This window comes from Chitinophaga sp. 05T412 (assembly GCF_056396465.1).
Window position 1 is genome coordinate 40,573 of sequence record NZ_JBFTLN010000009.1, and the last position, 11,960, is coordinate 52,532.

Consider the following 11,960-nt stretch of genomic DNA (forward strand, 5'->3'; position numbering starts at 1 on the left):
ATAAAAGGAGATCGGGGATTACCCCCGATCTCCTTTCTTTTTATAGCGACCAATAAAAAAGGAGATCAGGTCTATAACACCTGATCTCCCTTTATTATCTATCGGTTGATCTCCGCTGCATTTGCTAATAGCTAACCGCTAACTGCTAACCGCTATTCTCACGCATATCCGTCAATCAACACCTCATATAACTTTACTTTGAGGTCTTCCAGCGACACATCCTGGGTAAGCACCCCATCCATCGCATAAGACACGGTGCCCCGTTCTTCCGACACAATAATCGCCAGGTTATCACTATGCTCTGTAATACCCACGGCTGACCGATGGCGTAAACCAATACGGGTAGGCAGGTTGGGGTTTTCAGATACCGGCAGTATTACTTTGGCCGCCAGGATTTTATTACCCACTATAATCAGCGCGCCGTCATGTAACGGGCTGTGTTTCTCAAAAATACTTTCTATCAGCTTGGCACTCACATTCCCATCAATGGGGATACTGGAGGCGGAGTCGAACTTCAACCGGTAAGTGGTGGCAATCACGATCAATGCACCCGTAGAAGTGCTTTGCATCCGGCTTACTGCCACAATCAGTTCATTAATAATATTTTCTTCTTCTTTATAACTTTTAAACTTATCAGGCAGGAATAGCTTGGTCAGAAAACTATCCTTACTCAAAGGGGTCTTTTTACCCAGCACCAACAGAAACTTGCGTATCTCCGGTTGAAAAATGATAATGATCGCGATGATACCTACATTGATAAAGTTTTGTAAGATGCTGGTCAGAATCGGCATCTGCAATGCCCGGACCAGGAAATACGCGGCATATACCATCAACAACCCAACGAAAATATTGAAAGCAAGACTACCTTTTAATAAACGATATAATTGAATGATTAAAAAAACAACAATCAGCAGGTCCAAAATATTCAGCCAGCGAAACTCAACTCCATAAAATTGTATTACGTCCTTCATAGTTGTAAAAATAGCAAGATTTAATTAGCCTTTCATTTTCTCCATTATCCTTACTGCTTCCACAGCAGCTTTAACGTCATGTACCCTTAATATATGTGTACCCTGTTGCAGGGCAATAGTATTCAATACGGTGGTGCCATTCAATGCCTCTACCGGCGTAATATCCAGCAGTTTATAAATCATCGACTTCCGGGAAATGCCCGTCAGCACAGGTACGCCCAATATGTCTTTAAACAGGTGCAGGTTTTTCAGCAGCGTATAATTATGCGCCAGTGTTTTTCCAAAACCAAAGCCCGGATCTGCAATGAAGTCTTTGATGCCGGCCGCCCGTGCTACTGCCAGCTTTTGTTTTAAATAATCCAGTACTTCACTGACAACATCCTCGTAATGCGGCTGCTGCTGCATCGTTGCAGGCTTCCCCTGCATGTGCATTGCAATATAGGGCACCTGTAAGCGTCCCACTACCGGGATCATTTGTTCATCCATATCGCCTGCACTCACGTCATTAATAATAGCGGCGCCGGCATGTACCGTTTTTTCTGCTACAGCTGCGTACCAGGTGTCTATGGAAATAATAGCGGTTGGAAAGCGGTTCAATATAGCATGAATAGCTGGTAATAAACGATGTAATTCTTCATCGGCCCCAATTACTTCGGCTCCGGGTCGCGTGCTTTGTGCGCCCAGATCAAGGATGGTAGCGCCTTCTTCCAGGTGTTGCTTTGCTTTTTCTACTACCTGGTGCAGTTCATGCATACGGTTGCCTTCATAAAAAGAATCGGTGGTAACATTAATAATCCCCATTACCACAGGCGTAGAAAGCGATAATAATTGTCCCCTGCAATTAATAGCGGGAGCAGATAATGTATGGATATGGTCTGGTTTCATCTGATGATATTAAGCAGTTAGCGTGCAGGCGTTGTGCCTGATTCTCATATAGTTCAGGCCTTTTACCCGAAATTCTTTATTTTGCCTGCAAATCTATGAAGTTAAATCAATCATTTTCGAATTTAGGAATTTAGTGCTTTAATCCAATCATCAATTTGACTGCAACAGCACTGCATTTCACGTTCATCATTTTTAAAGAAGCATGAACAGGGATTGTCCTTATCTTCACAGATTACAATTAACCATTAAACTATTTTATGAAGATTATCCTGAACCTGTTGCGTATAATCGTTGGGGTGTTGTTCATTTTCTCGGGTCTTATCAAGGCTAATGACCCATTGGGCCTGAGTTATAAGATGGAAGAATTTTTTGAGGTATTACATCTTACCTTTTTGTCTCCCTATTCCCTGGCATATTCAATACTAATGAATAGCTTCGAAATAATTGCTGGTGTGGCATTGCTGGTGGGATATCGTATGCGCATCTTCTCCGTGTTGCTGCTCCTACTCATCATCTTCTTTACTTTCCTCACCGGGTATGCACTGTTCAGTGGCACCATCCGCGAATGTGGCTGCTTCGGCGATTGTATCAAACTTACTGCCACTGAAACTTTCTGGAAAGATGTGGCCCTGTTGGTGATGATCCTCGTGATTTTTATTTTCCAAAAACAAATTGAACCGCTGAAGGGCGCCGGTATCGTAGTACTGCTGGCTACCATCTTCTCCCTCGGTATTCAACGCTATACTTTGCAACATCTTCCGGTGTTTGACTGCCTGCCTTATAAAGTAGGTAATAATATTCCGGAGAAGATGAAACTACCACCAGGCGCTACGCCAGACGTATTTGAGATGGTGTTTATTTATGAAAAAGATGGCCAGAAGAAAGAATTTACCGCCGACAATTATCCCTGGTCAGATAGCACCTGGAAGTTTGTAGACCGTAAAGACAAACTGATAAAGAAAGGTAACGCTGAACCAGCTATCAAGGATTTCATCCTGACGGATCTGGATGGGGTAAATCAAACGCAGGCCATTCTTTCAGAAACCAAACCGGTATACCTGTTCCTGGTACAAAATGTACAAAAAGCAGGCAGCGGCTGGGATGAGAAAATAAAAGCGCTCCAAAACAAATGGAAAAATCAGGAAGTCGTAATATATGGCGTAACTGCTTCTACCAAAGAAGAAATAGCGGCCTTCAAACAACAACACGGACTGGAGTTTCCTTTCGTGCAAATGGATGGCGTAGCCATTAAAACGGCCGGTAGAAGTAATCCTTGCCTGATGCTGCTGGATAAAGGCACTATCAAAGGGAAATGGCATTATAACGACATTCCTTAAGAGCTATTAGCCGTTAGCTATTAGCTGTTAGCAAATGCAGCGAAGGATTTTGCTAATTTGCCAGCCGCTAAAAGCTAACTGCTAAAAGCTAACTGCTAAAATCTATCTATGCTTCGTTTCCTGTTGCGCAAATCTGGCTACGGCATACTCGTACTATTCGGTGTAGTAGTGCTGGTGTTCTTCCTGTTCAATGTATTACCCGGCGATCCAGCCCGGTTAACTCTTGGACAGCGGGCCGATGTGGCGTCACTGGAAAACGTAAGAAAAGAATTGCACCTCGACCAGCCGGTAGGGGTGCAATTTCTTTTTTATCTGAACGACTTGCTCCCCTTTGGAATACATACCACCAGTGAGGCAACAGAAAATCTGCACTATGTAACGTTGGCGCATATATCAAAAGAGAAAATACTGGTGCTGAAAGCACCTTATCTCAGGCGCTCCTACCAGGGGAAGAAGCCCGTTGGAGAAATTTTGATGGAAGCTTTGCCCGGTACCTTGCTGTTGGCGGTGGCCGCAATGTTATTCGCGACGATCGTCGGCGTGGCGATGGGAGTACTGTCGGCCGTGAAACAAAACACCTGGATGGATACAGGAGCTGTATTTGCCAGCGTAGCCGGTATTTCGGCGCCTTCTTTTTTTGCAGGCATTGTATTGGCGTATCTCTTTGGCTTCGTATGGAGCGATTATACCGGGTTACATATGACGGGCAGCCTGTTTGATATTGACCCATTCAAAGGCCGGGTATTAAACCTGCGCAACCTGGTGTTGCCAGCTATTACGCTGGGTATTCGCCCATTGGCCATCATTGTGCAGCTTACGCGCAGCGCCATGCTGGATGTATTGCACCAGGACTATATCCGGACGGCGTATGCCAAAGGATTGTCTAAATCACGGGTGATCTGGCGACATGCGTTGCCGAACGCCCTCAATCCCGTTGTTACTGCTATTACTGGTTGGTTTGCCGAATTATTGGCCGGCGCCTTCTTCGTAGAATATATTTTTGGTTGGAAAGGCATTGGTAAAGTCACCGTAGATGCCCTCGACAAATTCGATTTCCCCGTAGTCATGGGGGCGATATTACTCACAGCAGCCATTTTCGTATTAGTCAACCTGCTGGCGGATCTGCTCTACACGATCATTGATCCGAGAATTAAGCTGGATTAAGCACTTTCCCATCTCCCTAAAATATTTTTTTAATTTCTTGTAACATCCGCATTTTACAGTCGTCTTCTTTTCAAACGCACTATTCTGCATGTCACTAGACCGATTTCTCACACAGGTGGTTCCAGTCCGGCAAAAGCTTTACCGCTTTGCATTCCGCCTGTTGGGCAATGAGGAAGACGCGCAGGACATCACCCAGGATGCCCTTATGAAAGTTTGGGGTATGCAGGAGAAAATGGCGGAGTTGCAAAATATGGAAGCCTGGTGTATGCGGATTACCCGCAACCTGGCACTGGACAAAATCAAGTCCAGAAAGTATCGGCTGGCAGATGAGCTGGACCGGGCAGGGGAGCTGCCCGCATTGCAGCAACAGAGTCCACATGCCGCCGCAGAACAGAACGACGTCATGGAGAAAGTACATGTTGCGATCAATGGCCTGCCCGAGAAATACCGGACCATTCTGCAACTGCGGGATATAGATGGACATTCTTACCAGGAAATTGCCGACATATTGGATATAGACATGAATGATGTTAAAGTGAATTTGCACCGGGCCCGTAAAACGGTACGGGAGAAACTTCAAAATCAGCAGGTATATGGATTATAACAGGATTACTGCCATAGTAGAAAAGTATTGGGAGGGGGAAACAACCCTGGAGGAAGAAGCATTGCTGCGGGAGTTCTTCAGTACTCCTCACCCTGATTTACCGGAAGCGTTGCTGGAAGCAGCCCCCATGTTCCAATATTTCCAACAGGAAGCAGTGAGGGTATGGGAAGCACCACCGGCAAAGGTAGTGCCGCTATCGTCTTCGCCATTCCGCCACTGGATGAAGTATGCCGCCGTACTGCTGGTAGCTGTGGGGATCGGTTATGCCGTAAAGCAACAGGGCCACCGGCAAGAGGAAGTTACCATTGCCATGAAGCAACAGGAACTGAATGATCCGCAAAGAGCATTGGATGAAACCAAGAAAGCATTACAACTGCTGGCAAAGAACCTGAACAAGGGGACTTCCAAAATGCAAAAGCTGGCTTATTTCAATGATGCTACCGCGTTGGTAGAAGGAAAAGACTAACCACACCATTATAAAACCGGATATAAACAACGAAAAGATGAAACGATACCTTTTATTATTAATGGCGGTCTTTGCCAGCTTCCACCTCTCGGCGCAGCAGGGGAGCGTTATTGACCGCTTTTTCCAGAAGTACGAAAGTGACCGCAACTTCACAGTGGTCAGCATTACACCGAAGATGTTCAGCATGTTTGCTAAAGTAGATCCCGGTGATGCCGACGCGAAAAACATGATGCGGGTTATTCAGAAATTAAAAGGACTGCGCATCCTGGCCAAGGAAAATACGAAAGACGGGCCACGCCTGTACAAAGAAGCTGCGGCTTTTCTTGGCAGCGACTTTGAAGAACTGATGACGGTGCGTGACAAAGACAGCGACCTGAAATTTATGGTGAAGGAAAATGCGAAAGGGACCATCAGTGAGCTGGTGATGCTGGTGGGTAGTTCCAATGAGTTTATGGCCATGAGCCTCATCGGCGACATTGACCTCAACGAAATTTCGCTGATTGCCGGATCTGTAAATATCCAGGGCATGGATAAGCTGAAAAACATTAAGAAGAAATAATTTCAAAATTAACTGCCATGAAATCATTTATTATTGCTGCCGGTTGTGTCCTGTTATCCGCCTCGGCTGTGAGTGCGCAAGACAGATGTTTACGTGAATTCCGTAATAAACACAGGGCCGGCTCTGAAGTACATACTGTTTCTATGGGAGGTGTTAGCCTGAAACTGGCCGGCTGGTGCTTATCCTTTGCAGATGATGATGCAGATGCCAAAAGTGTGAAGCATGCGCTGAAAAATGTGCAGAAAGTAAAAATATACACCATCTCTAACGTGAACGGTAGTACGGTAAGCGGGGAAGATATTGCAGAACTGAAAAGCAACCTGCAACGCAATGAACATTTCGATCTGCTGATGGAAGTAAGAGAGAAAGGAAACCTGGTACACGTACTCAATCGGGGCAACGACGATGAGCTGGGTAATGTAGTAATGCTGGTGCAGGATCAATCAGATTTTGTGATTGTAAATCTGCAAACCACTTTAAAAATGTCCGACGTTAATAGCCTGATCCGTCAGTTTGCCTCCAACTGATCCCTTTTACCTGATCATCACTTCTTTTACAATGCTCTCTCCAAGCATTTCATTCACCAACTTGATGATCTTGTCTTTAGAATAAGTCAATTCCTGTTTTAATGGCGCCACTGTAGTGGTAACAATCAGTTTATGATCAATAAGCTGGATGCTCTGTGTGTAGCGCGCAATAGTTTTGCCCATTAATTGCTCCCAGTTATCCTGGATGCGTACCTCCATCAGGCGGGGTTTCATCCTGCTTTTGTTCATAAATTCCCGGAGTGCATCTCCAATACTCGTTGTTCCGTGGCGCATCCGGCAAAGCTAAGTTTTTTCAGGGATTTTTTTGCGCAAATGCGTAAAGAAGCAAGGCTTTTTTACGCATTTGTGTTATCACTATTTTGCGTAGTTAGGGAGTTGCCTACTTCAATGAGCTGCAACGCCTGGTCAATGCCCGCGAAAGCTTGCCGGAGGCGGTCGGCGTGGGTATCTGTAATAAATACCTGCCCGTAGTTATCGCTGGCAACCAGGGCTATGAGGCGGGTCACGCGTTCCTGGTCCAATTTTTCAAACACATCGTCGAGCAGCAGGAGCGGAGGGAATTTTTTATGTTGACGGATTACATCATATTGGGCCAGCTTCAGGGCAAAGAGGAAGCTTTTACGCTGTCCCTGGGAGGCGCTGGTTTTCATGAGGTGATCATTTAACAGAAAGGAGAGGTCGTCGCGATGAATGCCAGTGCTGGTGCGTTGCAGTTGCATATCGCGGTAGCGGGCATTATTCAGCTGCGTGGCATAGTCTTCTTCCTGCAGGGTACACTGGTATTGGATATTGACTACTTCGTGGGTGCCGGCAATATAATCGTACAGCTCCTGTACTTTAGGGATAAAGGTCTGAAGGAAGGCTTTCCGGGTTTCATACACTGGTACACCGTGCATCACCAATTGCAGGTCAAATACATCGAGGAGGCTATCCTGGTTTTGGCCGGTGGCCGCCATGTTTTTCAGGAGGGTATTCCGTTGTAATAATATTTTTTGGTAGATGATGAGATGATCGAGGTAGTCAGGATACAGTTGGGAGAGCAGGCTATCGAGCCATTTGCGTCTTTCTTCGCTGCCGCCGAGGATGATTTCTGCATCGTCGGGGGCAATCATTACCGCAGGGAACTGCCCGATATGACGGGAGAAGCGGTCGTACTTATCATCGTTGAGGCTGATTTCTTTTTTGCCTTCTTTTACGGTGCAAATGATTTTTTCTGCCTGTTGGTTTCTTTCGAGGTAGCCTTCCAGCCGGAAACCATTGGTTTGGTAGCGTACATTCTGGCTTTCATTGCTGGTAAAATAGCTGCGGGTGAAGCAAAGGTAGTAGATGGCGTCCAGCAGGTTGGTTTTACCGGCGCCGTTTCTGCCGGTGATGCCAACGATGCGATGACCGAAGGAAAACGTCTCCTGCGTGTAATTTTTAAATTGAACGAGCGATATTTTATTAATATAAAGCAAAGAAAAAGGTTATTTGTAAATAATAATATGCGAAAATTATCAATTGTATAACTGATAAAAAACCGCACTAATGGGAACTCCGCTGTGATTCCCTTGCAAATAAATGCAAAACTGTTTGAAATTGATGAATTTGCATAATTTAATAGGAATTGGAATTCATATTTATATTTTAGGATTTTCCTGTTATATTTGCGAACAAATTTAGAAAGAGTGCAAACTAAAACAGACGTGAAGACGAAATTCACCAAAGAGACATATCTGTACTGGTATGAATTGATGCTTTTGCTGCGCCGCTTTGAAGAAAAGACAGGCCAATTGTACGGGATGCAGAAAATCCGTGGCTTTTGTCATTTGTACATAGGACAGGAAGCAATTGCTGCAGGTGCGATGACAGCTACCAAGCCGGAGGATAAATTCATCACAGCTTATCGTGATCATGCGTTGGCAATTGCGAAGGGAATTTCCGCTAAAGCTTGTATGGCAGAACTGTATGGTAAAGCAACCGGTTGTTCGAAAGGAAAGGGAGGCAGTATGCACTTTTTCTCCAAGGAACATGGGTTCTTCGGTGGCCATGGTATTGTTGGTGCTCAGATAGGTACAGGTGCCGGATTGGCGCTTGCGGAGCAATACAAAGGAACAGACAACGTGGTGTTGTGTTTCTTCGGTGATGGTGCTGCCCGTCAGGGTATGCTTCATGAGACCTTTAACATGGCCATGACCTGGAAACTCCCTGTGATTTTCATTTGTGAAAATAACATGTACGCCATGGGTACTTCCGTAGAACGTACCTCCAACGTATTGGATATCTATAAGTTGGCCGATGCTTACGAAATGCCTGCCGATTCTATCGACGGTATGAGTTGCGAAGCAGTACATGATGGCGTGGAAAGAGCCGTAAAGCGTGCCCGTGAAAAAGGCGGTCCTACTTTACTGGAAATCAAAACTTACCGCTACCGTGGTCACTCCATGAGTGATCCGGCTAAATATCGTACTAAAGAAGAACTGGAAGAGTACAAAGAGAAAGATCCAATCAGCGAAGTACTCAGAGTGATTCAGAAAAATAAATGGGCGACCGAAGCTGAAATCGAAGCTATCAACGAACGCGTAAAAGTAGAAGTTGATGAGTGCGTAACTTTCGCAGAAGAGTCTCCATGGCCGAGCGATGATGAATTACTGAAAGATGTTTACATTCAGGAGGATTATCCTTTCATCGTTGACTAAAGCTTTTAGCCATTAGCAGTTAGCTTTTAGCTAATGCAGCGGAAATAGCATAATATTGTTATTCGCAGCATTAGCTAAAAGCTAACTGCTAATGGCTAACTGCGGTTTCGATACCTATTTAATAACTAAGCAATCAATCACAATTACACCTTTACAATGGCAGAAACTAAAGATAAAGCCACCGTGCCTCAACCTGCAAAAAATGATTTTGACCTGGAGAAATCCATGCACAAGGCAGAAGACTTCTTCTATAAAAACAAAAACGTTATTTCTATTGCCGTATTAGCAGTAGCAGTAGTGGTAGGCGGCTTCTTCGCCTATAACCGTTTCATTAAAGCACCAAATGAAAACAAAGCACAGGAAATGGTTTTCCATGCGCAAAACTACTTTGCAGTAGATTCATTCAAACTGGCACTGAACGGTGATGGTAATAATTATGGTTTCTTACAGGTAGCGGATAAATACGGTAGCACACAAGCTGGTAACCTGGCTAAATACAGTGCAGGCGTATGCTATATCCGTCTGGGTGAATTCCAGAAAGGTATCGACATGCTGAAATCCTTTAGCTCCAACGATCTGCTGCTCCAGCCAACCGCTTATGGTCTGATGGGAGACGCTTACATGGAACTGAATAAAACTAACGACGGTATCGAATCTTACAAGAAAGCCGGTCACTACAATGATAATGAGCTGACTGCCCCTGTTTACCTGTTCCGCGCCGGTTTGGCCCTGGAAAAAGCTGGTAAAGCACAGGATGCTGTTGCTATCTATAAAGAAATTAAAGAGAAGTTTCCGCTGACTAACGAAGGTCGCGAAATGGACAAGTACCTGGCAAGACTGGGTGATGTAAAGAACTAGCAGTTAGCTTTTAGCTTTTAGCAGTTAGTGTGCTTAGCTGACTGCTAAAAGCTAAAGGCTGGTAGCTTAAAGCTAAAAGAATATGTCCGATCACAATAAGAGCTTACTAAATGACGCTGGCATTCTCAACCTGGAGGATGCCAGTGTTGTTATGGTGTATACCGAATGGAATGACGCCATCGTGAATGAACTGGTAGCAGGTTGCGATAAAGCCCTCGACCAGTATCGTGTTACTAAAACAGAGAAAGTACTCGTACCCGGTGCTTTCGAATTACCTTACGCCTGTAAACAATATTGGGAAACCACCAAAGGCACCGGCAAACAGCCTGGCGCTATTATTGCTTTCGGTTGCGTGATCCGTGGCGAAACACCTCATTTTGATTACGTGTGTAAAGCAGTAACAGAAGGTATTCTTCAACTGAACCTTCAGTTACCCGTTCCTGTTATATTTGGCATACTGACAGTAGACAATGAACAGCAGGCATTAGACAGACTCGGAGGCGCTCACGGTCACAAAGGAGAAGAAGCCGCTATCACAGCGTTGAAAATGATTGCATTGCAAAGAAAGTTAGCCAACAGCTAACAGCTAAAAGCTAAAGGGCATATGAATGTACAGCTATTTATACCGTGTTTTGTAGACCAGTTGTTTCCGGAAACCGCCTTCAATATGGTGAAAGTACTGGAGAAACTAGGTTGTAATGTGATGTATAACACGGAGCAAACCTGTTGTGGTCAACCAGCCTACAATGCCGGATACCAGGATGAATGCAGAACAGTAGCCACCAAGTTTGTAAAGGATTTTAAAACCTTTGATTACATTGTTGCTCCCAGCGGTTCCTGCACCGGTTTTGTACGTAACTACTATGGGAAATTGTTTGATAACTCAGCTGCTCACAATGATGTAAAACTGCTGAAGAAAAATCTCTTCGAATTCACTGAATTCCTCACAGAAGTATTGCATGTAACGGACCTGGGTGCTACACTCAACGGGGTAGGCACTTACCACGATGCCTGTGGTGCGCTGCGGGAATGTGGTATCAAAGAAGGTCCGCGTAAATTACTGGAAAAAGTAAAGGGACTGGAATTGAAAGAGATGAATGATAGTGAAGTGTGTTGCGGATTTGGGGGTACTTTCTCCGTGAAGTTTGAACCCATCTCTATGGGCATGGGAGAACAGAAAGTCAACAATGCGCTGAACAGTGGCGCCGATTACCTGATTTCAACGGACCTGTCGTGCCTCATGCACCTGGATGGTTATATCCGCAAGCATGGCTCCAATGTGAAAGTAATGCACATTGCAGATGTACTGGCCAGCGGCTGGTAACGTGAACAGCTAAACGCTATTTATTATTACCCGAAAACTCTACATGATATGAACTATTGGTTGGTGAAATCGGAACCATTTAAATACTCCTGGGAACAGTTTGTAAAAGATAAAGTGACTTTCTGGGATGGGGTACGTAACTACCAGGCGCGCAACAACCTCAGAGGGATGAAGAAGGGCGACCAGGTACTGTTTTATCACAGTAACGAAGGCATGGAAATCGTAGGTCTTGCTACTGTAGCCAAAGAAGCTTACCAGGACCCCACCACACCAGATCCAAACTGGGTAGTGGTAGACCTGAAGCCCGGGAAAGCATTCAAAAAATTTGTGACGCTGGCAGAAATGAAAGCCGATAAAAGGCTGGCGAATCTGTCGCTGATCCGCCAGGGACGCTTGTCTGTATGCGATGTGAAACCGGAAGAATTTGAAGCCATTATGGAAATGGGTGGCATGAAAAAGTAAGTATTTGATTACATCATAAGCACGAAGGGTATCTTTCTTACAGGAAGGTACCCTTCGGTGTTTTTAGGAAGGCGGTTATGGAATTTTAAGAAGACGGACATCTT

General features: G+C 44.9%; 15 protein-coding genes. 11 read left to right on the top strand and 4 right to left on the bottom strand.

Going from position 1 to position 11,960, the window contains the following annotated elements; genetic code table 11:
• Positions 1-158 precede the first annotated feature (158 nt).
• Both AC1DFM_RS20000 and folP read right to left on the bottom strand, forming a co-directional pair.
• On the bottom strand, positions 159-971 hold the full coding sequence (locus AC1DFM_RS20000; protein WP_477078520.1) for a diadenylate cyclase: 813 nt from the start codon (positions 969-971) through the stop codon (positions 159-161).
• Positions 972-995: 24 nt separating this feature from the next.
• A complete protein-coding gene (gene folP / locus AC1DFM_RS20005) occupies positions 996-1,856 on the bottom strand; it encodes a dihydropteroate synthase (protein WP_477078521.1) in 861 nt (286 codons plus the stop codon).
• A gap of 257 nt (positions 1,857-2,113) precedes the next feature.
• Here folP and AC1DFM_RS20010 point away from each other — a divergent pair, with 257 nt between their 5' ends.
• The 6 genes from AC1DFM_RS20010 to AC1DFM_RS20035 all read left to right on the top strand — a co-directional run bounded on the left by AC1DFM_RS20010 (position 2,114) and on the right by AC1DFM_RS20035 (position 6,513).
• Positions 2,114-3,193 carry a BT_3928 family protein gene (locus AC1DFM_RS20010; RefSeq protein ID WP_477078522.1) on the top strand — a complete coding sequence of 360 codons (1,080 nt, stop codon included), beginning with the start codon at positions 2,114-2,116 and terminating at the stop codon, positions 3,191-3,193.
• Positions 3,194-3,301: 108 nt separating this feature from the next.
• Complete coding sequence (locus AC1DFM_RS20015; RefSeq protein WP_477078523.1) at positions 3,302-4,357, top strand: ABC transporter permease; 1,056 nt, start codon at positions 3,302-3,304, stop codon at positions 4,355-4,357.
• A gap of 88 nt (positions 4,358-4,445) precedes the next feature.
• Positions 4,446-4,961 carry an RNA polymerase sigma factor gene (locus AC1DFM_RS20020; RefSeq protein WP_477078524.1) on the top strand — a complete coding sequence of 172 codons (516 nt, stop codon included), beginning with the start codon at positions 4,446-4,448 and terminating at the stop codon, positions 4,959-4,961.
• Positions 4,951-5,427: a hypothetical protein gene (locus tag AC1DFM_RS20025; protein ID WP_477078525.1), complete on the top strand. Its 477-nt coding sequence runs from the start codon at positions 4,951-4,953 to the stop codon at positions 5,425-5,427. The genes AC1DFM_RS20020 and AC1DFM_RS20025 overlap by 11 nt, the downstream gene beginning before the upstream one ends.
• Before the next feature lie 37 nt (positions 5,428-5,464).
• Positions 5,465-5,986, top strand: a complete 522-nt coding sequence (locus AC1DFM_RS20030) for a DUF4252 domain-containing protein (RefSeq protein ID WP_477078526.1) — start codon at positions 5,465-5,467, stop codon at positions 5,984-5,986.
• 17 nt (positions 5,987-6,003) lie between these two features.
• Entirely contained in the window at positions 6,004-6,513 is a 510-nt protein-coding gene (locus AC1DFM_RS20035; RefSeq protein WP_477078527.1) for a DUF4252 domain-containing protein, read from the top strand.
• A gap of 6 nt (positions 6,514-6,519) precedes the next feature.
• Here the strand turns inward: AC1DFM_RS20035 and AC1DFM_RS20040 are convergent, their stop codons facing one another.
• Positions 6,520-6,807, bottom strand: coding sequence for a DciA family protein (locus AC1DFM_RS20040; RefSeq protein ID WP_291924012.1), 288 nt, complete (start codon positions 6,805-6,807; stop codon positions 6,520-6,522).
• A gap of 62 nt (positions 6,808-6,869) precedes the next feature.
• Positions 6,870-7,991: a DNA replication/repair protein RecF gene (gene recF / locus AC1DFM_RS20045; RefSeq protein WP_477078528.1), complete on the bottom strand. Its 1,122-nt coding sequence runs from the start codon at positions 7,989-7,991 to the stop codon at positions 6,870-6,872.
• 228 nt (positions 7,992-8,219) lie between these two features.
• Here recF and pdhA point away from each other — a divergent pair, with 228 nt between their 5' ends.
• The 5 genes from pdhA (at position 8,220) to AC1DFM_RS20070 (ending at position 11,856) form a co-directional block, all read left to right on the top strand.
• Entirely contained in the window at positions 8,220-9,212 is a 993-nt protein-coding gene (gene pdhA, locus AC1DFM_RS20050) for a pyruvate dehydrogenase (acetyl-transferring) E1 component subunit alpha (protein ID WP_477078529.1), read from the top strand.
• Between the two features lie 156 nt (positions 9,213-9,368).
• A complete protein-coding gene (locus AC1DFM_RS20055; RefSeq protein WP_477078530.1) occupies positions 9,369-10,070 on the top strand; it encodes a tetratricopeptide repeat protein in 702 nt (233 codons plus the stop codon).
• A gap of 82 nt (positions 10,071-10,152) precedes the next feature.
• The gene (gene ribH, locus AC1DFM_RS20060) at positions 10,153-10,653 is read left to right on the top strand and encodes a 6,7-dimethyl-8-ribityllumazine synthase (RefSeq protein ID WP_477078531.1); all 501 of its coding nucleotides are present in this window, start codon (positions 10,153-10,155) and stop codon (positions 10,651-10,653) included.
• A 21-nt stretch (positions 10,654-10,674) separates the two neighbouring features.
• The gene (locus tag AC1DFM_RS20065) at positions 10,675-11,394 is read left to right on the top strand and encodes a (Fe-S)-binding protein (RefSeq protein WP_477078532.1); all 720 of its coding nucleotides are present in this window, start codon (positions 10,675-10,677) and stop codon (positions 11,392-11,394) included.
• Between the two features lie 48 nt (positions 11,395-11,442).
• Positions 11,443-11,856 carry an EVE domain-containing protein gene (locus AC1DFM_RS20070; protein ID WP_477078533.1) on the top strand — a complete coding sequence of 138 codons (414 nt, stop codon included), beginning with the start codon at positions 11,443-11,445 and terminating at the stop codon, positions 11,854-11,856.
• Positions 11,857-11,960 lie beyond the last annotated feature (104 nt).

Excerpts from the sequence above, each read along its gene's own strand:
- AC1DFM_RS20000 (WP_477078520.1), bottom strand. The coding sequence starts at position 971 with ATGAAGGACGTAATACAATTTTATGGAGTTGAGTTTCGCTGGCTGAAT.
- folP (WP_477078521.1), bottom strand. The coding sequence starts at position 1,856 with ATGAAACCAGACCATATCCATACATTATCTGCTCCCGCTATTAATTGC.
- AC1DFM_RS20010 (WP_477078522.1), top strand. The coding sequence starts at position 2,114 with ATGAAGATTATCCTGAACCTGTTGCGTATAATCGTTGGGGTGTTGTTC.
- AC1DFM_RS20015 (WP_477078523.1), top strand. The coding sequence starts at position 3,302 with ATGCTTCGTTTCCTGTTGCGCAAATCTGGCTACGGCATACTCGTACTA.
- AC1DFM_RS20020 (WP_477078524.1), top strand. The coding sequence starts at position 4,446 with ATGTCACTAGACCGATTTCTCACACAGGTGGTTCCAGTCCGGCAAAAG.
- AC1DFM_RS20025 (WP_477078525.1), top strand. The coding sequence starts at position 4,951 with ATGGATTATAACAGGATTACTGCCATAGTAGAAAAGTATTGGGAGGGG.
- AC1DFM_RS20030 (WP_477078526.1), top strand. The coding sequence starts at position 5,465 with ATGAAACGATACCTTTTATTATTAATGGCGGTCTTTGCCAGCTTCCAC.
- AC1DFM_RS20035 (WP_477078527.1), top strand. The coding sequence starts at position 6,004 with ATGAAATCATTTATTATTGCTGCCGGTTGTGTCCTGTTATCCGCCTCG.
- AC1DFM_RS20040 (WP_291924012.1), bottom strand. The coding sequence starts at position 6,807 with ATGCGCCACGGAACAACGAGTATTGGAGATGCACTCCGGGAATTTATG.
- AC1DFM_RS20055 (WP_477078530.1), top strand. The coding sequence starts at position 9,369 with ATGGCAGAAACTAAAGATAAAGCCACCGTGCCTCAACCTGCAAAAAAT.
- ribH (WP_477078531.1), top strand. The coding sequence starts at position 10,153 with ATGTCCGATCACAATAAGAGCTTACTAAATGACGCTGGCATTCTCAAC.
- AC1DFM_RS20065 (WP_477078532.1), top strand. The coding sequence starts at position 10,675 with ATGAATGTACAGCTATTTATACCGTGTTTTGTAGACCAGTTGTTTCCG.
- AC1DFM_RS20070 (WP_477078533.1), top strand. The coding sequence starts at position 11,443 with ATGAACTATTGGTTGGTGAAATCGGAACCATTTAAATACTCCTGGGAA.